This window comes from Pseudomonas kitaguniensis, assembly GCF_009296165.1.
Lineage (GTDB): Bacteria > Pseudomonadota > Gammaproteobacteria > Pseudomonadales > Pseudomonadaceae > Aquipseudomonas > Aquipseudomonas kitaguniensis.
In genome coordinates, this window is the sequence record NZ_VUAZ01000148.1 from 1 (window position 1) to 24893 (window position 24893).

The 24893-nt window shown below is 59.2% G+C and carries 20 protein-coding genes and 1 pseudogene; all 21 read left to right on the forward strand.

Annotation, left to right across the window (positions count from 1 at the left end; all coding sequences use genetic code 11):
• Positions 1 to 14: 14 nt before the first annotated feature.
• Positions 15 to 268 (forward strand): annotated as a pseudogene (locus F0169_RS22910) (glutathione synthase); the annotation flags it as partial.
• 839 nt (positions 269 to 1107) lie between these two features.
• Complete coding sequence (gene tssA, locus F0169_RS22915; protein WP_058414388.1) at positions 1108 to 2664, forward strand: type VI secretion system protein TssA; 1557 nt, start codon at positions 1108 to 1110, stop codon at positions 2662 to 2664.
• 32 nt (positions 2665 to 2696) lie between these two features.
• Positions 2697 to 3200, forward strand: coding sequence for a type VI secretion system contractile sheath small subunit (tssB, locus tag F0169_RS22920; protein WP_099235306.1), 504 nt, complete (start codon positions 2697 to 2699; stop codon positions 3198 to 3200).
• Between the two features lie 28 nt (positions 3201 to 3228).
• Positions 3229 to 4704 (forward strand): type VI secretion system contractile sheath large subunit, encoded by a 1476-nt coding sequence (gene tssC / locus F0169_RS22925; protein WP_058414390.1) that lies wholly within the window; start codon positions 3229 to 3231, stop codon positions 4702 to 4704.
• Positions 4705 to 4718: 14 nt separating this feature from the next.
• On the forward strand, positions 4719 to 5126 hold the full coding sequence (gene tssE / locus F0169_RS22930) for a type VI secretion system baseplate subunit TssE (protein WP_058414391.1): 408 nt from the start codon (positions 4719 to 4721) through the stop codon (positions 5124 to 5126).
• 10 nt (positions 5127 to 5136) lie between these two features.
• On the forward strand, positions 5137 to 5640 hold the full coding sequence (locus F0169_RS22935) for a PAAR domain-containing protein (protein WP_152747697.1): 504 nt from the start codon (positions 5137 to 5139) through the stop codon (positions 5638 to 5640).
• A 5-nt stretch (positions 5641 to 5645) separates the two neighbouring features.
• Positions 5646 to 6500, forward strand: coding sequence for a hypothetical protein (locus tag F0169_RS22940; protein ID WP_152747698.1), 855 nt, complete (start codon positions 5646 to 5648; stop codon positions 6498 to 6500).
• A complete protein-coding gene (locus F0169_RS22945; protein ID WP_152747699.1) occupies positions 6497 to 6871 on the forward strand; it encodes a hypothetical protein in 375 nt (124 codons plus the stop codon). Before F0169_RS22940 ends, F0169_RS22945 begins: the two co-directional genes overlap by 4 nt.
• Positions 6872 to 6999: 128 nt before the next feature.
• On the forward strand, positions 7000 to 8787 hold the full coding sequence (tssF, locus tag F0169_RS22950; protein WP_058414394.1) for a type VI secretion system baseplate subunit TssF: 1788 nt from the start codon (positions 7000 to 7002) through the stop codon (positions 8785 to 8787).
• Positions 8751 to 9758 (forward strand): type VI secretion system baseplate subunit TssG, encoded by a 1008-nt coding sequence (tssG, locus tag F0169_RS22955; protein ID WP_058414395.1) that lies wholly within the window; start codon positions 8751 to 8753, stop codon positions 9756 to 9758. The genes tssF and tssG overlap by 37 nt, the downstream gene beginning before the upstream one ends.
• A 13-nt stretch (positions 9759 to 9771) precedes the next feature.
• Positions 9772 to 12384, forward strand: coding sequence for a type VI secretion system ATPase TssH (tssH, locus tag F0169_RS22960; RefSeq protein WP_152747700.1), 2613 nt, complete (start codon positions 9772 to 9774; stop codon positions 12382 to 12384).
• Between the two features lie 10 nt (positions 12385 to 12394).
• Positions 12395 to 13918: a sigma-54 interaction domain-containing protein gene (locus F0169_RS22965; RefSeq protein WP_099235300.1), complete on the forward strand. Its 1524-nt coding sequence runs from the start codon at positions 12395 to 12397 to the stop codon at positions 13916 to 13918.
• A gap of 81 nt (positions 13919 to 13999) precedes the next feature.
• Positions 14000 to 14140 (forward strand): hypothetical protein, encoded by a 141-nt coding sequence (locus F0169_RS22970; protein ID WP_058414398.1) that lies wholly within the window; start codon positions 14000 to 14002, stop codon positions 14138 to 14140.
• 16 nt (positions 14141 to 14156) lie between these two features.
• Positions 14157 to 15350 carry a type VI secretion system-associated FHA domain protein TagH gene (tagH, locus tag F0169_RS22975; protein ID WP_122250153.1) on the forward strand — a complete coding sequence of 398 codons (1194 nt, stop codon included), beginning with the start codon at positions 14157 to 14159 and terminating at the stop codon, positions 15348 to 15350.
• A 5-nt stretch (positions 15351 to 15355) separates the two neighbouring features.
• Positions 15356 to 15856, forward strand: coding sequence for a type VI secretion system lipoprotein TssJ (tssJ, locus tag F0169_RS22980; protein WP_058414400.1), 501 nt, complete (start codon positions 15356 to 15358; stop codon positions 15854 to 15856).
• 2 nt (positions 15857 to 15858) lie between these two features.
• Complete coding sequence (gene tssK, locus F0169_RS22985) at positions 15859 to 17190, forward strand: type VI secretion system baseplate subunit TssK (RefSeq protein ID WP_058414401.1); 1332 nt, start codon at positions 15859 to 15861, stop codon at positions 17188 to 17190.
• 5 nt (positions 17191 to 17195) lie between these two features.
• Positions 17196 to 18080, forward strand: coding sequence for a type IVB secretion system protein IcmH/DotU (icmH, locus tag F0169_RS22990; protein ID WP_152747701.1), 885 nt, complete (start codon positions 17196 to 17198; stop codon positions 18078 to 18080).
• A 13-nt stretch (positions 18081 to 18093) separates the two neighbouring features.
• The gene (gene tssM, locus F0169_RS22995; RefSeq protein WP_152747702.1) at positions 18094 to 21621 is read left to right on the forward strand and encodes a type VI secretion system membrane subunit TssM; all 3528 of its coding nucleotides are present in this window, start codon (positions 18094 to 18096) and stop codon (positions 21619 to 21621) included.
• A complete protein-coding gene (locus F0169_RS23000; protein WP_058414404.1) occupies positions 21621 to 22349 on the forward strand; it encodes a PP2C family protein-serine/threonine phosphatase in 729 nt (242 codons plus the stop codon). Before tssM ends, F0169_RS23000 begins: the two co-directional genes overlap by 1 nt.
• On the forward strand, positions 22346 to 23362 hold the full coding sequence (locus F0169_RS23005; RefSeq protein WP_172979529.1) for a serine/threonine-protein kinase: 1017 nt from the start codon (positions 22346 to 22348) through the stop codon (positions 23360 to 23362). Before F0169_RS23000 ends, F0169_RS23005 begins: the two co-directional genes overlap by 4 nt.
• A gap of 28 nt (positions 23363 to 23390) precedes the next feature.
• Positions 23391 to 24893 (forward strand): type VI secretion system Vgr family protein (locus tag F0169_RS23010; protein WP_152747703.1); only part of this gene is annotated, 1503 nt, incomplete at its 3' end.

The window sequence follows — 24893 nt, forward strand, 5'->3', positions numbered from 1 at the left end:
TGTCATGGACCCTAATCGCCAGCATTTCCTATAAAAAGGACAGGCCTCCGCTGGGCCATGCTCCTGGCGCCCAGCCCGCGGCTGGACGTTGTTCTATATGGAACAGCGCGATCTTTACCAAGGCGACGGCGAGGCCCGTGCACGCATGCGCCCGCTGCAGGTGTTTGCCAACCCAGAGAAGTGGTTCGAGCTTGCGGACGAGATCGACAGCCCGCTGAGCGATCTGGATGTCATCCTGATGCGCAAGGACCCGCCGTTCGACATGGAGTCAGGCCCTGTTTGGTGCCCGTGATGGACATATACGCTGGCGTAGCCATGGAGATGCTCCTTGCTGGATAAATAAGAATGCCCGGGAGGCGAAATCGCCCGGTGGGTAACCAGGCAGCAATCAAGCATCGTGCCACGTTAATTATTTCGTTGGTAAATCAATGCTGCAGCGACTTTTTAGCCGCGTGGATTAATAAATTTTGCAAGCAAACCGTTTGGAGTTGAGCAACTTTTTGCGCAGTGGTGCGCAACTTCTTGCGCACTCGGCTGTACGTCAATACTAATAAGGTCTGCACAGATCTATCCACAGGCTTTTCCACAGCGAACTGCGCAACTATTTGCCTAAAATGCAGATTAAAAATTTGTGGGGGGTTTCACAAAGATTTAAGTACTGTGGGAAATTTCACGCGTCCTTCTCGGACGCGTCTGATTTTCAAACCTCGGGTTAGCAAGTGTAGAATCTACTCCCATCAAGCCAGCGTCCTACCCGGACTATGGCGAATCACTTACATGTAATAACGGCGAATGCCCTATTGAGATATATCCGAAATTGCTTGCCAGAACGGCTCTATCTCAAGGGTTCTGGCTGATTTTCACTAATGCGTACTAACTATTGTACGTATGTTGAATTTTCTGAGGTGTTTTCGGTAGAATCTCGCCGCTTACAAAGAGATTCTCTTAAGGATGCTTCGGTGCTGCTTGCAAAGGGCCATCGTCCTACGTAGGCTTTGGTCCCTTGAAAGAACCTGGTCTAAATGGATTGAAGCATCATGTTTCCTTTCTGTCGTTCGGCATTTTCATCATTTGCCGTTTGACGAATTCTCAAATTAAAGGTCATGGATGTCCTATTCCAGTAAGCTCTCCGCTCATTATCTAGAACTCGCAAAAGTCTCGGTTTCTCAAGAGAATTTTGCGGGCGAAGACGTGCGTTTTTCGAGCGAGTATGAAGCGCTGGAAAGTGAATTGGCCAAAGCCCAATCGATGCACGAAAGTGGCCAGATCGATTGGCTTAAAGTTCGCGAAAACAGTGAAAGTCTGTTGCGCAGCCAATCCAAGGATTTGCGCGTAGGTGCCTGGCTTACCTGGGCGCTTTACCAGCGCGAGTCGTTTCAGGGGCTGCTGGCGGGTCTCGGTTTTTTGCACTATCTGTGCGAGCACCATTGGGCTGATGTTCACCCCAGTAAAGCCCGAACCCGCAGTGCCGCGATCAGTTGGATTGTGCCGCGCCTCGAGCAAGTGCTTAACGAAAATATAGCGATTAAAGATCAACTGCCGCTGTTTCGCCGCCTGGTTGAACACCTCGAAGGGTTGGATGCGGCGTGCACCCAGCATTTGGGTGACGATGCGCCGCTGTTGCTGCCGTTGTCCCGTCGACTGAAAAGCATGGTGCAGCGCGCGGCCGACAACCAGCCGGAACCCGGTGTGGTTGGGGCGGCTGTTGCCCAAGTCAAGCAAGCCGCCACGCAACTGTTTACGGCCGGCGCGCCTATCGACAATGAAAAAGAAGCCCATAAAGCGCTGCGTGCCCAACAGGACAACGCACGGCCTTTGTGTGCCTGGTGGCTCAAGCAAAAAGCCACCGACCTGCGCGCCCTGCGCCTTAATCGCACGCTCTTGTGGCTGCCGATTGACGCAGTGCCTGAGCGCAATGCCGAACACATCACCGCTTTACGCGGTTTGCCGGCAGACAAACTCAAGTCTTATCAGGATCGTTACGATCAGGCGTCGTACGCCGATCTGATTGTTGAAGTCGAGGCGAGCCTGGCCAAGGCGCCATTCTGGTTCGATGGCCAGCGCCTGGTCTGGGAATGCCTGCAAGGCTTGAACGCAGACCTGGCCATGCGCGAAGTGGAAATTCATTTCGCGCTGTTGATTCAACGGTTGCCCGGCATCATTGAATTACGTTTTCACGACGGTGCGCCTTTCGCCGATCCCGCCACACGCGCCTGGATCAGCGCCAATGTAATGCCCCACCTGCAGACCACCAGCGCACCGCGCAAGGTCGAGGTCGCCCACACGCAGCCTGCGTGGGAGCTTGCGCTGGAAGAGGTTTTGCCGATATTGCGCAAGGACGGTCTCAAGGCCGCCGTACAGACACTCAAGCAGGGCCTGCAAAAAGCGCAGGGCGGCCGCGCCCGATTCTTTTGGCAGTTTGCCTTGGCCCGCCTGTGTTTTGTGGCCAAGAAATACGAACTGGCCAAAGCCCAACTTGAAACCCTCGACCAAACATTGCAGGACCTGGGCCTGCACGTTTGGGAGCCAGATCTTGCGCTGGAAGTGCTCCATCTACTGCATAGCTGCTGCGAGTTGTTACCGCAGAACCATGCAGTGCGCGAACGCAAGGAAGAGATTTATCGCAGGCTGTGCCACCTCGATCTTGAAGTGGTACTCGAATAGGCCTCACGGCCACAACCGCAAGGAGAAAAGCCATGGCCAAAGAAGGCTCGGTAGCCCCCAAGGAACGCATTAACGTCACTTTCAAGCCCGCCACCGGTGGTGCTCAGGAAGAAATCGAATTGCCGCTGAAACTGCTGGCTATTGGTGACTACACCCATCGCAAGGACGAGCGCAAAGTCGAAGATCGCAAGCCGATCAGCATCGACAAGACGACCTTCGACGAGGTGCTGGCCAAGCAAGAGCTGCAACTGACGCTGAGCGTGCCGAACCGTTTGCAGGAGGAGGGCAGTACTGAAGAGCTGGGCGTGAAACTGCGCGTCAACTCGATGAAGGACTTCAACCCGGCCAGCTTGGTTGAGCAAGTACCGGAGCTCAAGAAACTGATGGAGCTGCGCGACGCACTGGTGGCCCTCAAAGGCCCGCTGGGTAATGCGCCTGCGTTCCGCAAAGCCATCGAAGGCGTTCTCGCCGACGACGAATCCCGCGGTCGCGTACTGGGTGAGCTGGGCTTGAACGCCGCAGCCCAGGACGCCTGAGTCCCAATCAGCCAAGGAAGCCAACACAATGAGCACTAGCGCAGCACAGCAAAAAAGCGCCCAAACCGGCGAACTCAGTATTCTTGACAGCATCATTGCAGAAACTCGCCTGACGCCAGACGACGAGGCGTACGACATCGCCAAGCGCGGCGTGTCGGCCTTCATCGAAGAACTGCTCAAGCCGCAGAACAACGGCGAACCGGTCAAAAAGGCCATGGTCGACCGCATGATTGCCGAGATCGACGCCAAGCTCAGCCGTCAGATGGACGAGATTCTGCACCACGCTGACTTCCAGTCCCTGGAATCGGCATGGCGTGGCCTGCAGTTGCTGGTTGATCGCACCAATTTCCGCGAAAACATCAAAATCGAAATCCTCAACGTCTCCAAAGAAGACTTGCTGGACGATTTTGAAGACTCGCCGGAAGTGATGCAGGCTGGCCTGTACAAGCATATCTACACCGCTGAATACGGCCAGTTTGGTGGCCAGCCGGTGGGCGCGATTATCGCCAACTACTTCATGTCCCCGAGCTCGCCGGACGTGAAGTTGATGCAGTACGTGTCGAGCGTAGCGTGCATGTCCCACGCGCCGTTCATTGCTGCGGCCGGCCCGAAATTCTTCGGCCTGGAAAGCTTCACCGGTCTGCCGGACCTGAAGGATCTTAAAGATCACTTCGAAGGCCCGCAGTTCTCCAAATGGCAGAGCTTCCGCCAGTCGGAAGACTCGCGCTACGTCGGCCTGACCGTGCCGCGTTTCTTGCTGCGTAACCCGTACGATCCGGAAGAAAACCCGGTTAAATCGTTCGTCTACAAAGAAACCGTCGCCAACAGCCACGAACACTACCTGTGGGGCAACACCGCCTACGCGTTCGGTACCAAGCTGACCGACAGCTTCGCCAAGTTCCGCTGGTGCCCGAACATCATCGGCCCGCAAAGCGGTGGCGCGGTAGAAGACCTGCCGTTGCACCACTTCGAAAGCATGGGCGAGATCGAAACCAAGATCCCGACCGAAGTGCTGGTATCCGACCGTCGCGAGTACGAGCTGGCCGAGGAAGGCTTCATTTCCCTGACCATGCGCAAAGGCTCCGATAACGCTGCCTTCTTCTCCGCCAGTTCGGTGCAGAAGCCCAAGCAGTTCGGCATCAGTGCAGAAGGCAAGGCGGCGGAGCTGAACTACAAGCTCGGCACGCAACTGCCGTACATGATGATCGTCAACCGCCTGGCTCACTACTTGAAAGTGCTGCAGCGCGAGCAACTCGGTTCGTGGAAAGAGCGTACCGACCTCGAACTGGAACTCAACAAGTGGATCCGCCAGTACGTCGCCGACCAGGAAAACCCAAGCGCCGAAGTACGTGGCCGTCGTCCACTGCGTGCAGCCCAGATCATCGTCAGCGATGTCGACGGCGAGCCGGGTTGGTACCGCGTCAGCTTGAACGTGCGCCCGCACTTCAAATACATGGGCGCTGACTTCACCTTGTCGCTGGTTGGCAAGTTGGACAAAGAGTAAACGGAGCTTAACTCATGACTGGATACGGCAGCCTTTTCGAACGCCTGGGTGGCGACGCGGACCTACGCGTCGGCTGGAGCCGCGAGGTTTCTGCCATGGCGTCGGTGGCTGCCCATCTGGCCAAGATGCTCAGTACCCGTGCGGGCAGCGTGCAAACGCTGTCCGACTACGGGCTACCCGATCTCAATGACATGCGCCTGAGCCTGCACGACTCTTTGAGTCAAGCGCGCCTGGCTATCCAAAGCTTCATCGAAGCCTACGAGCCGCGCCTGAGCAAGGTGCGTGTCATTTCCCTGCCGCGTGATCACGATCAGCTTCGTTTGTCCTTCACTATCGAAGGCTTGCTCGAAGTTGATGGTTTCAAACGTCAGGTCAGTTTCGCCGCGCGCCTGGATGGCAGCGGTCAAGTCAAGGTCAACTAAGGAGATTCGCATGTCCGGCAAACCCGCAGCACGAGTATCCGACCCTACTGCTTGCCCGCTCCCCGGCCACGGCACCAACCCGATCGCCGCCGGTTCCGGCGATGTGTTTTTCGACGGCCTCGCGGCCGCCCGCCAAGGTGATGCCTCGGCGTGTGGTGGTGCGATGGTTGGCGAGTTGGCCACCACCGTTTTGATCAACGGCAAACCGGCAGCAACCGTGGACTCGGTTGGCACACATGGCAACAAGGTAACAGCAGGTTCCGGCACGGTGATTATCGGTAACTCGCATTCGCCGGCGGCGTTTGTTGCGCCCTTGCCGGTGGTTATAGCCGGCGTGTTCAACCGAGTGTTTTCTTTTACAACGGCCAGCGGAAAGCTACTCGATGGTTTGAACTATCGCATTGTGTCTGGCAGTGGAATCGAAAAGTTCGGTAGTACAAAGTCCGGAATGTCCGGAAGCTTTTCGAGCGGGCAGAAAGCTGAACCGGTTTCGATTTTCGTTAGTGCGGAGTAAGTCGCTTGGAAACGATCGTTACTATTGATGGCGTGCCTTACACCTTTGTGACGGAAGAAGGGGCCACCTCGTTAAAGCTCGAAAGCGCTACGACTACCAGCAGCGATATTGCTCCGCAAGCTCTCACACTTCCCGATGCCTGGCTCATTACGCGTGGAAACGGCGTTCCGTTGTTTGCAGTTAGACCGAATGCCAGTGATAAGCCTTTTAGAATTCTGACCGCAGAAAGACTCTACTCTGAACAAATCCAATGGTTTGAACCATTGGCGGATTTCTATCGAGAGCGGCTTTGGGTAAATCCTCAATGCACTGAAGAGGGCACTGAAGCCTTTGCTGCCTATAAACACCATACCTGGCAATCAATAATAGATTTCGCTATCGTCGATCGTGAGTCTTTCATGTACTACAAGGGGCTGCCGGGTGACTGGAAGAAACAACCAGACGGCGGCGCCGGGTACTTGCTTTGCCTTGTCGAAGGCGAGCCTTACTGGACAGATGGGTTGGGCCAGATCCCGTTTGGTGTAGATACATTTCGGATGTACTGGCAGCAAACCGACGATGTCGATGCGGCTATCCGCAAAACAGGCAAGACAGGCCTGGAATGGGCCGATGGAACGCTTGGCGGAAATGATGAGGCAGGCAGCGAGAATGTATATGACAACTTCATCATCCTGCGCGCGTGTTTGTGGGCGTCGAAGAATTTTCGTCGAGTCGCCGGCACTAAAAGTTTTGGGGGATTAAGGGCGGCCGGCGGTGATGCGCCGAGTGTCAGCACTGTTTATCAGCCGATCTCCAATGATCTGCTGAAGTCCTCCATCACGGCAGAGGCGCTGGCAAGATATAAAGCGTGGACGCCATGAGCCCGAGGTTCTTTTCAGGGTTGGTCGTTTATATAGTGGTGGGCGTCCTGTATTTTTTTGTGCATGACTATGGCGTGGCACTTTACAAGACGTATGCCGGTGGGTTTACCGCCAGAGGTGTGTCGATAGGCGGCACTGCAGAGTTGATGTTTTATCTGTTCATTTTTGTGAATGGCGTAGTTTTCTTTATGCCAACACTCTTCAGCAAGTTTGTTCCGCTCGTGCTTATGGTTGCACTCGTGCTGTTTTATTTTCTGCCCGAACACCCGATCCGGGCGATGGCATATAGCGGGTTGATGTTCAGCATGGGCGGGTTGGCGATTGTCATGCGCTCATGGGCAGAACGTCAGAGTTTTAGAGGCCGCTCCTGATAATCATCGGTCTATAGAAGGTAGCCTTTTACCGATTCTGCCAGTTATGGGCTACGTGCTGGCGCGGCCTGACCGTCGCGATTTACAGGACCCTTTATTCATGAAATTCAACCGCAGGCAGGTAACCCGTGTCCTTTAACCACTACTACCAAAGCGAACTCACCGCACTTCGCCAGTTAGGTCGCCGATTCGCCGAGCGTAGCCCGGCGTTAGCACCTTTCCTCGGCCAAGCCGGGCGGGATCCGGACGTGGAGCGGTTGCTGGAAGGCTTCGCGTTCCTGACCGGTCGTTTGCGCCAGAAGCTCGATGATGAATTGCCCGAACTCAGCCATTCGCTGATGCAGTTGCTGTGGCCCAATTACATGCGGCCGCTGCCGGCATTCAGCATTTTGCAGTTCGACCCATTGAAGCACGCTGGCCCCGCCATGAAGGTCGAGCGTGACACACCGGTCGAAAGCCAGCCGATTAACAACGTGAGCTGTCGCTTCCGTACCTGCTACCCCACGGACGTGCAAGCGCTGGATCTTACCGCGCTGAATTACTCGGTAAAGGGTGACGGTTCGCTGTTGAGCCTGCGCCTGGAGATGAGCGCGGACGGCCACCTCGGTGAGCTGGATTTAAGCCGCGTGCGCCTGCATTTTGCCGGTGAGCGTTATATCAGCCAAATGCTCTACCTGAGCCTGCTGCGCAACCTGGCCGGGGTTGAGTTGGTGCCACTGGACGGCGCCGGCAAGCCGATTGATGGCGTGAACGGCCAGCCGATGGCGTTCAAATTGACCGGCGACCGCGTGCAGCCGGTGGGTTTTGCCGAGGAAGAGGCGCTGATCCCTTATCCGCTGAATACCTTCCGCGGCTACCGCTACCTGCAAGAGTACTTCGCCTTTCAAGACAAGTTTCTGTTCGTCGATGTCAACGGCCTGGACATGCTCAATGCGTTGCCCCAAGACACCCTCAAACAGGTGCGCGGTGTGGAGTTGCGCTTCGATATTCGCAAGAGCGGTGTGTTGCGCATGCGCCCGACGCTGGACAATGTGAAGCTGCACTGCACGCCCATCGTCAACTTGTTCAAGCAAGACGCCTCACCGATTCGGCTCGACGGTAAACAGGACGAATACCTGCTGTTGCCTTCCGGGCATGGCTTGGAACATTGCGGTGTGTTCTCCGTGGAAACCGTCACCGGCTGGAAGCCTGGCGGTGTTAGTTACGAAGAATACGTGCTGTTTGAGTCGTTCGAGCACGACCCCAGTTTTGACGTGCCCAACAGCCGTCCGCATTACAGCATCCGTCAGCGCTCCTCAATGCTGCATGAGGGCCTCGACACTTACCTGAGTTTTGGCATTCGTCACACCGAAGCGCATGAAACACTGTCCATCGAGCTGATGTGCACCAACCAGAACTTGCCACGCAAGCTCAAGCTGGGCGACATCAACCTGGCGAGCGAACACACGCCCGCGTTTCTCAGCTTTCGCAATATCACCCCGGCGACGTCGAGCTTCGCACCGCCGCTGACCCGCGACTTCCTGTGGAAGCTGATCAGCAATATGTCGCTCAACTACCTGTCACTGGCCGACGTCAACGCACTCAAGGTGATTCTCGAAACCTACGACCTGCCGCGTTACTACGACCAGCAAGCAGAAAAGGTCAGCAAGCGCTTGCTGGGTGGGCTCAAGTCCATCAAGCACCACCACGTAGACCGCCTGCACCGCGGGCTACCGGTACGCGGCTTGCGCACCGAATTGACTATTGATCCGCAAGGTTATATCGGCGAAGGCGACATGTTTGTGTTTGCTTCGGTTCTCAATGAGTTTTTCGCGCTTTACGCCAGTCTCAATTCGTTTCACGAGCTGCGGGTAAAAAGCACACAGGGAGAGGTGTACCAATGGACACCACGTATGGGCCTCCAACCGCTGCTTTAAGCGGGTTGACCCGAGGAATACGCGAGTACTCACTGTTCCAGGCCGTGATGCTGGTGGTCGACCGGTTGCGCGACGCCCACCCGCACATGAGTCAGGACGATTTGTACGACCAGTTGGAGTTTCAGGCCAACCCGAGCCTGGGCTTTCCGGGCAGCGACGTCGACCGTGTGGAGTTTTTCCACGAGCACGGGCAGATGCGCGCGCGCATGCGCTTCAACCTGATTGGCCTGGTAGGGGCGGGCTCGCCGCTGCCGGCGTTTTATGGCGAGCAGGCACTCGGCGACAGCGAGGATGGCAACCCGACGCGTAACTTCCTCGATCTATTTCACCATCGCCTGCAACGGCTGATGCTGCCGATCTGGAAGAAGTACCGCTACCGCGTCAGTTTTGAAAGCGGCGCGATCGACCCGTTTTCCGCGCAGTTGTTCGCGCTGATCGGCCTGGGCGGCGAAGAAATCCGTCGCGCCAAGGAGCTGAACTGGAAGCGCCTGTTGCCGTACCTGGGCTTGCTGAGCCTGCGGGCGCACTCGGCGGCATTGATTGAAGCGGTGCTGCGTTACTACTTCAAGCATGCCGAGCTGACCATTGAGCAGTGCATCGAACGCCGTGTCGAAATCCTCGAAGAGCAGCGCAATTGCCTGGGCCTGGCCAATTCTTTGCTCGGTGAAAGCATGGTGTTGGGCGACAGCGTGCGCGACCGCAGCGGCAAGTTCCGTATCCATATTCGCGAACTGGACTGGCAGCGTTTTCACGAGTTTCTACCGATCGGTTTCGGTTATCAGCCGCTCTGCGCGCTGGTGCGGTTCACCCTGCGTGACCCGCTTGATTACGACATAAGGCTGGTACTGCGCCACGAGGAAATCCGTGAGTTGCGCATCGGCGAACAAAACGCTTGCCGACTGGGATGGACCAGTTGGCTCGGTCGCGAACACGCAGACGGTGTCGTCACCCTGGGCAGTAAAATTCATTAAGGATGTGAGCGTAATGAGCAACGTAGACCTGCAGCAACTGATACAGGCGCTGGACGCCGAAACCCGTCGTGACCTCGAACGTTCCGCAGAGCGCTGCGTGGCCCGTGGCGGCAGCAAAATCCTTGTGGAAGACTTGCTGCTGGGTCTGTTGGAGCGCCCTGAAGGCTTGCTCGCGCGTGCCTTGCAGGACGCCGACGTGGATGCCGGTGAACTGAGCGCCGCCTTGCAGTCACGCGTCGAACACAGCGCCTCGCGCAACCCGGTATTCGCCCCGGAGTTGGTGCAGTGGCTGCAAGACGGGTTGCTGGTGGCCAACCTCGAACTGGGCCAGACCCAAGTCGAACAGGCCGCGCTGATCCTCGCGTTGTTACGCAACCCGATGCGCTACGCCGGCAGCCGCTACCAGCCGCTGCTGGCCAAATTGAATATCGAGCGCCTGAAAGAATTCGCGCTGTCGCAACAGGAAAAAACCAATACCGCCAAAGCGGCTGCACCGGGGGAATCGCTGCTTGAACGCTTCACCCACAACCTGACCCAGCAGGCACGCGATGGCAAACTCGACCCCGTATTGTGCCGTGACGGTGCGATCCGGCAGATGATCGACATCCTTGCCCGGCGCCGCAAAAACAATCCGATTGTGGTGGGCGAGGCTGGCGTGGGTAAAACCGCGATTGTTGAAGGCTTGGCCTCGCGCATCGCCGCCGGTGAAGTGCCGCAGGTATTGAAGGGTGTCGAGTTACTGTCGCTGGACATGGGGCTGTTGCAGGCCGGTGCCAGTGTCAAAGGTGAGTTCGAGCGCCGGCTCAAAGGCGTGATCGATGAGGTCAAAGCCTCGCCCAAACCGATCATTATATTCATCGATGAAGCGCACACGCTGATCGGTGCCGGTGGCAACGCGGGTGGTTCCGACGCGGCCAACCTGCTTAAACCCGCGCTGGCCCGTGGCGAGTTGCGCACCATCGCCGCCACCACGTGGGCGGAGTACAAGAAGTACTTCGAAAAAGACCCGGCGCTGGCACGGCGTTTCCAGCCGGTGCAATTGCATGAGCCGACCGTCAGTGAAGCCGTGACTATTCTGCGCGGCCTGGCGCAAGTCTATGAAAAAAGCCACGGCATCTACCTGCGCGATGACGCCGTAGTTGCCGCCGCCGAGCTGTCGGCACGCTACCTGGCCGGGCGTCAGCTGCCGGACAAGGCAGTTGACGTACTCGACACCGCCTGCGCCCGTGTACGCATCAGTTTGGCCGCAGCCCCGGAAAGCCTGGAGCGCCTGCGTGGCGAATTGGCCGAAGGCGGCCGTCAGCGCCAGGCACTGCGCCGTGATGCTGAAGCCGGCCTGCCGGTGGATCACGAAGCACTCACAGCGCTGGAGGCGCGCCTGGAAGAAGCCGAAACCGAACGCGCAGCGCTGGAGGCGCTTTGGACCGAGCAGAAGGCGCTGGCCGAGCGTTTGCTGGAGCTTCGTCAGCAACTGGCGCAAGCGCGTGAAGCCGCTGCCGCACCGGTCGAAGATGATTCTGAAACCAACCCGGCCGAGACGGTTGAGTCGTTGGAGTCCGCTCTTCACGACACCCATGGCGAGCTGACCGCGTTGCAAGTCAAAGAGCGTCTGGTGAGTTTTGAAGTGTGCCCACGCCTGGTGGCCGAAGTCATCAGTGCCTGGACCGGCGTGCCGCTGGCGCAACTCGCACGTGAGCACAACGCCAAAGTCGCCAGTTTCGCCACCGACCTGCGCCTGCGCATTCGCGGCCAGGAACAAGCGGTGCATGCGCTGGACCGCTCGATGCGCGCCACTGCCGCCGGCCTGAACAAGCCTGATGCGCCAGTGGGTGTGTTCCTGCTGGTAGGCCCGAGCGGTGTGGGTAAAACCGAAACGGCCTTGGCGCTGGCTGACCTGCTGTATGGCGGTGATCGCTTTATCACCACCATCAACATGTCGGAGTTCCAGGAGAAACACACCGTATCACGCTTGATCGGCGCACCGCCGGGCTACGTCGGTTACGGTGAGGGCGGCATGCTTACCGAAGCGGTGCGGCAGAAGCCGTATTCCGTGGTGCTGCTGGATGAAGTCGAAAAGGCCGACCCGGACGTGCTTAACCTGTTCTACCAAATCTTCGACAAGGGCGTGGCCAACGACGGCGAAGGGCGCGAAATCGATTTTCGCAACACGCTGATCCTGATGACGTCGAACCTGGGCAGCGACCGCATCAGTGCGCTCTGTGAAAACGGTGAGCGGCCAAGTGCCGAGGTGCTCGAAGAAACCATCCGCCCGGTGCTCAGCAAGCACTTCAAGCCAGCGTTGCTGGCGCGTATGCGCGTAGTGCCTTACTACCCGGTCGGTGGGCCAGTGCTGCGCGAGCTGATCGAGATCAAACTCGGTCGCCTTGGCGAGCGCCTGAACCGTCGCCAGTTGGATTTCACTTACTGCCAGAACCTTGTCGACCACCTTGCGCAACGCTGCACCCAAAGCGACAGCGGTGCGCGGCTGATCGACCACCTGCTCGACCTGCACGTGCTGCCGCTGGTGGCTGATCGCTTGCTGGATGCGATGGCGACCGGTGAAAGCCTCAAACGTGTGCACGCGACACTGGACGCCGATGCCAGCGTCACGTGCGAATTTGCGTGAGGTGGGCGTAATGTTTACCCGCGTGCCACAACCGCTCGTTTATGCCGAAGCGCTGCTGGCGCAATTCGCCAGCTTGTCGCGCGCAACCGACGGCGCGGCGCTGCTGGGCGCATTCGTGCGCGGCTTGACCGAGCTCAGTGGCTGCGAATTGGCACAGCTGTATCTGCTTGACGCGACCCACACTCGCCTGGGAATGAACGCCGAGTGCCTCAATGGCAGCCTGCAACCGCGTGAAGCGCAAAGCCTGCCGGTGGATTACAACGCCGAGCAATTGCTGCAATTCGCGCTGTGTCAGAACCGCGTGATAAGCCTCAGTGGCTTGAGCGGCAGCCTGCACGAAACGAGTTTTCTACCAAGCCAGGCGAAGCCATGGGAGTCGCTGCTGTGCGTGCCACTGGTTAACCAGCGAGATGCCGTGGAGGGCGTGCTGTTGTGCGCCAGCCACCAGCACCTCGACCTGCAAGGTTTTGCCGATTCATTCCGCCAGCTCGCATCGTTTGTCATCGCCCAGTTGCACCTGCTGCAACGGTTACGCCGGCCGAGCGCGGAACAGCCGTTGCTGCCCGTCAACGCGCCCAGCGCCAGCGGCTATGGTCTGATCGGCAACAGCGGTGCAATGCGCCAGGTCTATTCGCTGATCAGCAAGGTGCTGCACAGCCCGTATACCGTGCTGCTGTGCGGCGAGACGGGCACCGGCAAAGAACTGGTGGCCCGGGCGATTCATGATTGTGGCCCGCGGCGCTCCAAGGGCTTCATCGTGCAGAACTGCGCGGCGTTGCCGGAAAACCTGCTGGAAAGCGAGCTGTTCGGCTATCGCAAAGGCGCGTTTACCGGTGCTGACCGTGACCGGCCCGGGTTGTTTGACGCGGCCAACGGCGGCACGTTGCTGCTCGACGAGGTGGGCGACATGCCGTTGTCGTTGCAAGCCAAGCTGTTGCGGGTGTTACAGGAAGGCGAGATTCGCCCGCTGGGCTGCAACGACACGCACAAGGTGGATGTGCGCATCGTTGCCGCGACGCACCGCGATCTGTCGGCGCTGGTCAGCGCCGGGCAATTTCGTGAAGACCTGTACTACCGCCTGGCGCAATTTCCGATTGAATTACCGGCGTTGCGTGAACGCGAAGAGGACATCCTGGTGTTGGCCCGGCACTTCGCCGACAGAGCCTGCGCATTTCTGCAGCGTGACCCGGTCAGCTGGTCCAGCGCTGCACTCGATCGCCTGTCCGGCTACGCGTTTCCCGGCAACGTGCGCGAGCTCAAGGGCCTGGTCGAACGGGCGCTGCTGCTGTGCGAGGGCAATGAATTGCTGGCTGAGCATTTTTCGTTGCGGGTGGATGACCTGCCTCAAGTCAGCGGGCTGAACCTGCGCGAACGGCTTGATCAGGTCGAGCGCAGCCTGGTGCTCGATTGCCTGCGCAAAAACGACGGCAACCAGACTAACGCCGCGCGTGAACTTGGCCTGCCGCGCCGCACCTTTCTCTACCGCCTCGGCCGCCTGAATATCAACCTGGGGAGCGTTGATGGCCAAGCCTGAGCTGCTCGATTTCAACCCATTTTTCGTTAACCGTGCCCCCTGCAAGGTCGGCGCCCTTTGCTATTCCCTGGAGACCCTCTGATGTCTGTTCGTCACTGGCAAGCCGTGCTGCTGACCCTCGCTGTTTTATGTGGCCTGGGTGGCTGCAGCGGCAATTACAAATTCAACGACGCTGCCTACCGCCCCCTGGGTGATCCGCAGGCTATCAATCGCGGTAAGTGAGCGAAGGAGTTTCACCATGGAATTGGTTTTCGAAATGCTCAATACCAAGCAGTTCGTGCCCACCGAGTTGTGCCAGAAGACCTTCAAGAAAGCGGGCGGTGTCATTGGCCGCAGCGAAGACTGTGACTGGATTCTGCCCGACCGCAAGCGGCACCTGTCCAGCCATCACGCACAGGTCAGTTATCGCGATGGCGCTTTTTACCTGACCGATACCAGCACTAACGGTATTAAAGTCAGCGACAGCGGCGCAACCCTGCACAGAGGTGAGGCGGTGCGGATCGAGCACGGTAGCTCGTACGTGCTGGGGGACTTTGAAATTCGTGCGCGGTTGATCCGTGATCCGGCCGTTTTCGAGCGGCAGGCAGGGCGCCCACAGCCTGCCGGCAGTACCATTCCCGACGATGCGTTCCTCGACCTGGACCCGCTCCGTGCGCTGGATCAGCAAGAACGTGTGTATTCGGAAATAGAAGAGCTGATCTCTCCGCGCAGGGCTACCCAAGACCCGCGTCAGCGCGCCGACTATGCACGTATTGATATGGAGAGCCTGTTGGTGCCGGAGTTGGTGGAGCCCGAGGTGCCTGCTGAACCTGCGCCGGCGAAAGTCGTCGAGCGCCAGGCCGATGGTTTCTGGGAGCAGTTTGGCGCAGCCCTGGGTGTCGACCTCGGCAAGCTCGACCACGATGCCAAGGAAGCGCTGGCGCTGAATGCCGCGCGCTTGCTGAATCAGAGCATCGGCGGCCTGCAGCAGAGCCTGCGCACCCGTAGCGAATTGAAAAACGAGCTGCGCCTGGCGCAGACACTCGCACAAGGCACGCACAAAAACCCGCTGAAGTTCGCCGTCGATGCCGGTGAAGCGCTGGACATTTTGTTGCAGCAGAACAAACCGGGCCACATGCCGGCCGGGCAGGCGGTGTCGCGTGCCTTCCGCGATTTGCAAGCCCACCAGGTTGCGCTTCTGACCGCCAGCCGCGCGGCGGTGCGCAGCACCCTGGAACATTTTTCGCCACAGCAACTGACCTTGCGCTTCGAGCGCGACAACAAACCGTTGCTCGCCACCTCCGGCAGCCGCTGGCGAGCCTACGGGCGCTATCACCAGGCGCTGCGCCAGGACGATGACTGGAGCGAACGCTTGCTGGCGCGCGACTTCGCGCAGGCCTACGAAGAACAAATCCGCCTGATTTCCACCCTCAACGCCGACCATCAAGGATGAAGCGCATGTCTCGCCGCTCGACTGTATTTTTCAAGACGCTGACGGCGCTGGCCGCCCTGTTGCTGATGGCCGGGTGCTCGTCGTTGTCACCGTATTCGCACATCACCAAGCTCAACCTGAAGTTGACCGCCAGCGATCAGTTGAACCCGGACCTCAACGGGCGCCCGTCGCCGATTGTGGTGCGCCTGTTCGAACTCAAGCACCCGGTGTCGTTCGAGAATGCCGACTTCTTCAGCCTGTATGAGCGCGCCAAGGAAACGCTGACACCGGACATGGTCGCCAGCGAAGAAATGGAACTGCGCCCCGGCGAAACCGTGGAACTCAAACTCAGCGTGGAGGAGGGCAGCCGCTACGTCGGCGTGCTTGCCGCTTACCGTGACCTGTCGGACACCCAATGGCGCTACACCGTGCAAGTCACTCCGCTGGACGCGACAGACGTCGACCTGACCCTGGACCAGAGCGGCATTCGCAACACCCATGCAACCCTCGCCAAGGCGGCTGATTGACCATGAACACGCATAAAGTCATTTGGCAGGAAGGCATGTTGCTGCGCCCTCAGCACTTTCAGCATAACGATCGCTACTACGACCACCAGATGAAGACCCGCACCCAATTGTTGGGCGGTTACACCTGGGGTTTTCTGAACCTGGAAATAGACCTGCAGTTTCTCAATATGGGCAAGCTGGTGATCAGCCAGGCTTCTGGAATTCTGCCCGACGGCAGCCTGTTCGAGCTGGGTGGCAACACCCAGCCACTGGCGCTGGATGTGCCGCCGAACACCGGCCACACACCGATCTACCTGGCGTTGCCGCTGGTAACCGGCAACCACATCGAGGCGCGCCGCCCTGAGCAGTCCGACGTGTTGGCGCGGTACACCGCCTACGACGCCGAAGTTGCCGACTCGAATGCCGGTGATGATTCTGCCAGCCAGGTCAGTTGCGCACGACCGGATTTCAAGCTGCTGCTGGGCGAGCAGCAGAACGACCATGCCTATGTGAAGCTCAAGCTCTGTGAAGTGCTCGACACCACGCCTGACGGTGTGGTGACCCTCGATGCCGACTATGTGCCGACGTACATCCAGACGCATGCGTCCACCTACCTGTTGTCGTGCCTCAAAGAAGTCATCAGCATGCTCGGTCATCGCGGCGACACCATTGCCGAGCGGATTCGCTCCAACGGCAAGGTTGGCGGCGCCGAAGTCGGCGACTTCATGATGCTGCAACTGATCAACCGCACCGAGCTGCTGCTGCGTCACTACCTTGACCTGCAGCAGGTGCACCCCGAAGAGTTGTATCGCACGTTGTTGACCATGCTCGGTGACCTGGCGACGTTTTCCAGTGATACCAAGCGCCCGCGCCTCGACACCCGCTACCAGCACAGCGACCAGGGTGCGAGCTTTCGCAAACTGATGGAAGCTATCCGCCAAGTGCTGTCGATGGTGTTGGAGCAGCACGCGATCGAGCTGGCCCTGCAAGCGCGTCAGTACGGCATCATCGTGTCGCCATTGCACGACCACAAACTGTTGGGCACCGCCTCGTTCGTGCTGGCCGCCAGCGCCAACTGCGACTCCGAAGAATTGCGTCAACGCTTGCCGGCGCACCTCAAGGTGGGGCCAGTGGAGCGCATCCGCCAACTGGTCAACTTGCATTTGCCTGGTATCAAGGTCAAACCCTTGCCGGTTGCGCCACGGCAGATCGCGTTCCACTCCAACAAAACCTATTTCATTCTCGAACTCAGTTCTGAAGACCTGGCACAACTGGAGCGCTCCGGCGGCTTCGCGTTCCATGTCTCCGGCGAATTCCCCGAGCTTGAACTGAATTTCTGGGCCATCAGGAACTGACCGACATGATCAAGGACATGGAACACCATCAGGACGATAAAACCGTCCTGCTCGACCGTCAGGGCCATAGCCCGGATGCCCAACCGCTGACTGACTTTGCGGCACCGCCGCGTTATGAGCAGTTGGAAGACCGGATGATTTTCGCTGCGCGCCTGCGCCCGGCTGAAGCCTTCAATATCAGCCTCAATCCGTTGGTGGCTGCCGCCAGCGGATTGCTCTCGGAAGTGGTAAGGCTCAAGCACAGCGAACACCACGAAGACCTTTACAAGCTCAACGAAGACCTGACCACCCAGCTGAAAATCTTCGACGTGCGGGCGCTGCAGAATGACGCCGAAAGCAGCGACATCATGGGCGCACGCTACGTGTTGTGCACGGTGATCGACGAAGCCGTTGTGACCACATCGTGGGGCAATGAAAGCGCGTGGTCGCAGATGAGCCTGCTCAGCAGCTTTCACAACGAGACCTTTGGCGGTGAGAAGTTCTTTCAGTTGCTCAATCAACTGTCGCAAAACCCGATCAAAAACTTGCCCATGCTTGAGCTGATGTACTTGTGCCTGGCGCTGGGTTTCGAGGGCAAGTATCGCGTGCAAGCGCGCGGCATGCTGGAGCTGGATGGTATCCGTGATGCCTTGTACCGCCAGATTCGCAAACTGCGCGGTGATGTGCCGCGCGAGTTGTCGCCGCATTGGACCGGTTTGAATGATCAGCGGCGCAACCTGGTGCGCATCGTTCCAGCCTGGATGGTGGTGCTGTTCACCGTGGTCTGCCTGGTGGTGATGTATTCCGGGTTTGCCTGGGTACTCAACGAACAACGCGACACCGTGCTGCAACCTTACCAGCCGATTCAGCCGATTGACCCAGCCGCGGCTGTGCCGCAGTCGCAGCCGTAAACAGGGACGTGTGATGAAGAATTTTTTCAAGAAGGTCGGTGCATTCTTGCGCAAGACTTGGGTGTGGACCTTGCTGGTGGTGTTGTTTTTAGCGCTGCTGGTGTGGTTTGCCGGCCCATTGCTGGCGGTAGATGATTACAAGTTCTGGGAAAGCTCGACTGCGCGCTTGCTGACCATCAGCGTGCTGTTCCTGATCTGGGGCCTGACGATGGTGTTCGTCAGCTGGCGCGCCGGCGTGCGTAAAAAGACCGTGGAAGCCAGCGAAGACGGCCAGACCCGTATCGCTCGCGAAGAGAAGATCGACGGGGAACAAAGGGAACTGAAAGCGCGTTTCAAGGACGCGCTGAAAACCCTCAAAACCTCGAGCCTGTACCGTGGCCGCAGCGAACGTTGGCGCAGCGATCTGCCCTGGTATCTGCTTATCGGTCCGCAGGGCAGCGGCAAGACCAGCCTGCTGGACTTCTCGGGGCTGGAGTTTCCGATCAACAAGATCGAACGCAAACTCACCCGCGACACCAACGGCACGCAGCATTGCGACTGGTACTTCGCCGACCACGGTGTGCTGATCGACACCGCTGGCCGTTACACCACCCAACCCGACGTCGAAGTCGACGGCAGCGCCTGGAGCACCTTGCTCGAACTGCTGCGCAAACGTCGCCGCAACCGTCCGCTCAACGGGGTGCTGGTGACCATTCCTGTAGAAGCGCTTGTCGGCGGCACAGAGAAGGACCTGGAAGTGCTCGGCCGCCAAGTGCGTGCGCGATTGCAAGACGTGCATCAGAAACTGCACGTGGACGTGCCGGTTTATCTGGTACTGAGCAAGGCCGATCAACTCTTGGGTTTCGATGAGTTCTTCGACCAACTGACCCGCGAAGAAAGCGACCAAGTGTTGGGCGCCACCTTTCGCAAACAGCAGAACGGCGCCGATGTGGCCGTACTGCGTACCGAGTTTGAAGAGCTGCTTCACCGCCTCAACAGCCAAGTCATCATGCGTATGCACCAAGAGCGTGATACGCAGCGCCGTGGCCGTATTCTCGACTTCCCTCATCAACTGGGGCAAATCGGTGAGCGCCTGTGCCTGTTCGTTGACTTGGCATTTACCGGCAATCGCTACCAGCGTGTCAGCCAAATGCGCGGCTTCTACTTGACCAGCGCACCGCACCTGACCGAGAAACTCGACGAGACCACCGCTGGCATTGGCGCCAGCCTGGGCATGAAGTCTGGCGTATTGCCGACCCTGCGCAGTGGCCGTTCGCGCTTTATTCATCACCTGCTCAGCCAGGTTATTTTCCCCGAGGCAGACCTTGCAGGCCTCGATCAGCGCGAACGCAGCCGCATTAACTGGGGCCAACGCGCGCTATACGTGGGCGCGCTGGCCTTGCTGGCACTGGTCGGTGTGCTCTGGGCTGGCGGTTTTTCCGCCAACTACGAGCGGCTCGAAAACCTGCGCAACCTGGCGCAAAGCTGGACGCAACAACGTTCGGCGCTGTCTGCACGCGACGATTCGATGGCGACGCTCAAGACCCTCAACAGCAGCTATGCCGCGACGCAAGTCTTCCCGAAAAAAGGCGATGTGGGTTACCACGAACGCGCCGGCTTGTACCAGGGCGAAGAAGTCAACCCGGTGGTCAACGAGGCGTATCAACGCGAACTGCAAGCGCAACTGTTGCCACGCGTGGCCACACTGCTGGAAGGGCAGATTCGCGCGAACATGTCCGACCGCGACCGCCTGCTCAACAGCTTGCGTGCGTACCTGATGCTGAACATGAAGGACCGCCGAGACGCGCCATGGCTCAAAGAGTGGGTGGCCACGCAATGGTCCCAGCGCTATACCGGTAACACGGCCGTGCAGAATGACCTGAACGCGCACTTTGAGCGTTTGCTCAAATTACCGTTTATCTACCCGATCAACGATCAGTTAGTCGCACAGGCACGCCAGGTACTGCGCAGCGAATCGTTGGCCACCGTGGTGTATCGCATGCTGCGCGAACAGGCACGCAACATGCCCGAGTACCGCTTGAGCCAGCACTTGGGGCCACAAGGTGCGCTGTTCATGGGCACCGATTACGTGATCCCGGGCTTCTACACCCAGCAGGGTTATCAGCAGTACTTTTCGGTGCAGGGCTCGATGCTCGTGACTGAAATCCTGCGCGACAACTGGGTGCTGGGTGAAGGTGCGGGCATCAGCGGTATGGACCTGCGTCGCCTGATGGTCGAGCTGGAGCAACTGTACTTCCGTGACTACGCCAACTATTGGAGCGAGGCAGTCGGCCAGGTCGCGTTGCCGCCGATCAATGACTTCGGTGAAGGCGCCGAGCAACTGGCGGGCTTGACCTCGGCCAACTCGCCGATTCTGCAGTTGTTGGTCGAAGTGCGTGAAAACACGCGATTCCCGGTAGTGGCTGACGACGCGGAAGAAGCGTCCGACACCGCGGGCAAGCTCGCCGAGAAGGGTGGCAAGGCTGGTAAATTGGCAGCGGCGGTGGCTGACAAGGCCGCCGGTGCGTTGGCGAAAAACCTCCCGGACACCGCGAAGAAGTCCTTGCAACGGCGCTTCGAGCCTTTGCATCGCTTACTCGATGACAACAATGGCCCGGCTGCTGACCTGACCCCGGTGCTGAATGCGCTCAACGATTTGCAACTGCAAATGGCCGGTCTGGCACGCGCCAGTGCGCCGGAGCAGGCCGCCTTCGAAATGGCCAAGACGCGCATGGGCGGTCAACGTGACGCCTTGAGCAACCTGCGCAATGCTTCCGCTCGTTTGCCGCGACCGGTCAGCGCGTGGTTCAGCGTACTCGCGGACGACAGTTGGCGCCTGGTGCTGGGCGATGCTTACCAGTACCTCAACCAGCGTTATCAGAGCGAGCTGTACAGCTTCTACGGCAAGGCAATCAACCAGCGTTACCCGTTCAACGCTCACAGCAGCAGCGACGTGGCAATCGGTGATTTCCGCGAGTTCTTCAAGGCGCAGGGTATTGCTGATCGCTTCTTCGACAGCTATATGCGCCCGTTCGTCAGCGGTGATGCCGGCAACTACCGCCTGCGCAGTGTTGACGGGCATAGCCTGCCGATCTCCAAGGTGTACCTGGACCAGATGGCCGCCGCTCAAGTCATCCGCCAGAGCTTCTTCGCCGATAACCCGGCGGAGCCGCAGGTGCAGTTCAAACTCGAACCGTACACCCTCGACCCGGTGGTCAGTCGTTCCGAGTTCAAGTTCGGCGACAAGACCATTGAGTACCGTCATGGCCCTATCGTGCCGATGTCGTTCAAATGGCCGACTGACGCAGAAGACGGGCGTACCAGCCTGGTGCTCGACAAAATGGTCGGCCGCCCGATTGGCATCGAGAAAAACACCGGCCCTTGGTCGCTGTTCCGTCTGTTCGACTTGATGCAGACCGAATACCTGACCGGGCGCGACGTACTGGTGCTCAAAGCGGATGTCGGTGGCCTGCGCGCGAACTACCTGCTGACCAGCCAGCGCTCGCCGAACCCGTTCGACATGGGTGTATTGCGCACCTTCCGCATGCCGGTGCAGCTCTGATGCAGGTAGCCAGCCCTTGGCGTAGCGCGGCCCGTACCGATGCAGGCAAGGTACGGGCGCGCAACGAAGATGCCTTTCTCGACAGCCCCGAGCGGGGCTTGTGGGTGGTGGCAGACGGCATGGGCGGTCATCAGGGTGGCGATATTGCCAGCCAGTTGATCGTCGCAAGCCTGGCAGAATTACCGGTTCAGGCGGACTTTGATGCGCGTCTTACCGACGTCCGCCAGTGCTTGCACTGGCTCAACCGGCGGTTGGGCCAGGAACTGACGGTGACCGCCGGGCAGCACGACAGTATTATGGGCAGCACCGTGGTAGCGCTGCTGGTTGAAGGCCAGCGCGCCGCCTGTATCTGGGCGGGCGACAGCCGCTGTTACCTGTGGCGCGGTCAGCGTCTGTATCAACTGTCCAAGGACCATTCATTTCAGCAGCAGCTCATGGACGAACAAAACCTCAGCGCGGAACAGGCGAAAATTCACCCCTCGGCGCATGCCTTGACCCGCGCGGTGGGGGCTGCCGAGCAACTGACCCTGGATGTGTTGGAGCTTGAAGTGTATGCCGGCGATGTGTTTTTGCTGTGCAGCGACGGTCTGTATCACGGGCTGACCAGCGACGCCTTGAGCAACGCCTTGAGCTTGAACGCGCCGCATGTGGCGGTGGAGCGTCTGTTCGATGGCGCGCTGCGCGGCGCGGCGCGCGACAACCTCACCGCCGTGGTGATCCGCCGATGACTGAATTCATGCCGCCTGTCGATGAGCAACGTGTGAACGAAGAGCAGGACAATAGCCTGACCTTCTTTGCGTTCGCCAAGCCTCAACCCGAAACGCCGCACAAGGTTGTCGCTGCGCAGGCCGCGACCAAGCCCAGCCTCGGTGTGATGCCCGAGCTGCTGGTGGGGCGTTACCGCATCGAGCGCCTGCTCGGCGCCGGTGGCATGGGCGCGGTCTACCGTGCGCGGGACCTGCTGATCGAGCAGTTCGGCGAGCCCGACCCCTACATCGCGCTGAAAGTCCTCAGCGAAGAATTCTCGGAGAGCCCGGATGCCAGCGCGTTGCTCTACAGCGAGTTCGCGCTGACACGGCACTTGCGCCACGACAATGTGCTGCGCTTGCACAGCTTTGAAGTAGACACCGGTTGCAAGCGTGCCTTCATCACCATGGAACTGATGCGCGGGCTCACCCTCGACAAGCTGTTATGCGAGCGTCCGCTGGGTTTGCCCTGGCATGAATTGCGCGAGATCGTGTTGCCGTTGCTCGACGCCCTGGCGTACACCCATGCGCGCGGCGTGGTGCACGGTGACATGAAGCCGAGCAACGTGATGGTCAGCGAGGAGGGCGTGCGCCTCTTCGACTTTGGCCTCGGCCAGGCGCAGGAAGGTGTGCTGGATGGCCTGCCGCGACTGAGCCGCGACCGCTTCAACGCCTGGACCCCCGGCTACGCCGCCCCGGAATTGTTGGAGGCGCAGCCACTGGCGCCCAGCGCCGACATCTACGGCGTGGCCTGTGTGATTTACGAATTGGCCGGAGGCAAGCACCCCTTTCGGCGCTTGCCGTCAACCCAGGCCCGCGATGAACACCTGGAGCGCAAGCTGCGAGCGCCCAAGCATTTACCCAAACACTGCTGGCCAGCCCTGCGCCGCGCGCTGGCTTTTCAGGCCGTGGATCGAACGATCACCGCGGCACAATTGCGTGATGCCTTCGGTACCACTCCGTCCTGGCTGCAGCGCATGCGCTTTTGGGCGTAATGGATGACTAAGGAACAGGGAGCCGAACATGTTTAACCCGTCTAACGAAACGCATTTCAGCCTGACCATCGATGACTTCGAGGGCGACCTGCAAGTGCTGTCGTTCACCGGCACCGAAGGCATCAGCCAGCCGTATCGCTTCGACCTCGAACTGGTCAGCGAAAACCCCGACATCGACCTGGAAAAACTCCTGCACAAGCAGGCCTTTCTGGCGTTCGACCCGCAAGGCCGTGGCGTGCACGGCCAACTCTACCGCGTTGCCCAAGGCGACGCCGGCAAGCGCCTGAGCCGCTACACCGTGTCGCTGGTGCCGCACCTGCAATATTTGCATCACCGCACCAACCAGCGGATTTACCAGCAAATGTCGGCGCCGAAGATCATTGCCTTGATCCTCGAAGAACATGGGATTCAGGGCAACGCCTACCGCTTCCAACTCAGCCAGCCGTGCCCGGAACGCGACTACTGCGTTCAGTACGATGAAACCGACCTGCATTTCGTCCAGCGCCTGTGCGAAGAAGAGGGCGTGCACTACCACTTTCAACACAGCGCGGATGCGCATGTGCTGGTGTTTGGCGACGACCAGGCCATATTCCCCAAACTCGGCCAACCCACAGCTTATGTGCAAGGCAGCGGCATGGTCGCCGACGAACCCGTGATCAAGGGCTTTAAAGTACGCCTGGCCACCCGCACCGGCCGCGTCACCCGTCGCGATTACGACTTTGAAAAGCCCAGCCTGCAACTCGAAGCCGCCTACAAACCCGATGGCGATAAAACCGGCCCGGACCTGGAAGACTACGACTACCCAGGCCGTTTCCTGACGCGCTCACGTGGCAACTTCCTTAGCCAGCGCGCCGTCGAGCGCCACCGCGCCGACTATCAGCAAGCCGAAGGCTGGGGCGACCAGACCACGCTCACCAGTGGCCACTTCCTCGAACTCTCCGACCACCCACGCACCGAGTGGAACGACCTGTGGTTACTGACCCAACTCTCGCACGAAGGCAAACAGCCGCAAGTGCTCGAAGAGTCGGTGACCAGCGACACCACCGACAACAAAGACGACTTCCACCAAGGCTACCGCAACCGCTTCATCGCCACGCCGTGGGACGTGTTCTACCGCCCGCCGCTTGAACACCCCAAACCACGCGTCCTCGGCAGCCAAACCGCCGTGGTCACCGGCCCCAAAGGCGAAGAAATCCACTGCGATCAATACGGCCGTGTAAAAGTCCAGTTTTTTTGGGACCGCGAAGGCCTGGCCGACGACAAAACCAGCTGCTGGCTGCGCGTCTCCAGCGGCTGGGCGGGCGACCGCTACGGCGGAATCGCCATCCCGCGTATCGGCATGGAAGTGCTGGTGACCTTCCTCGAAGGCGACCCCGACCAGCCACTGATCAGCGGCTGCCTGTACCACAAAGAAAACCAGGTGCCGTACCCGCTGCCGGCGAACAAAACCCGCACCGTGTTCAAAACCCTCAGTTCACCCGGTGGCGGAGGCTTCAACGAACTGCGCATTGAAGACAAAAAGGGTGCGGAA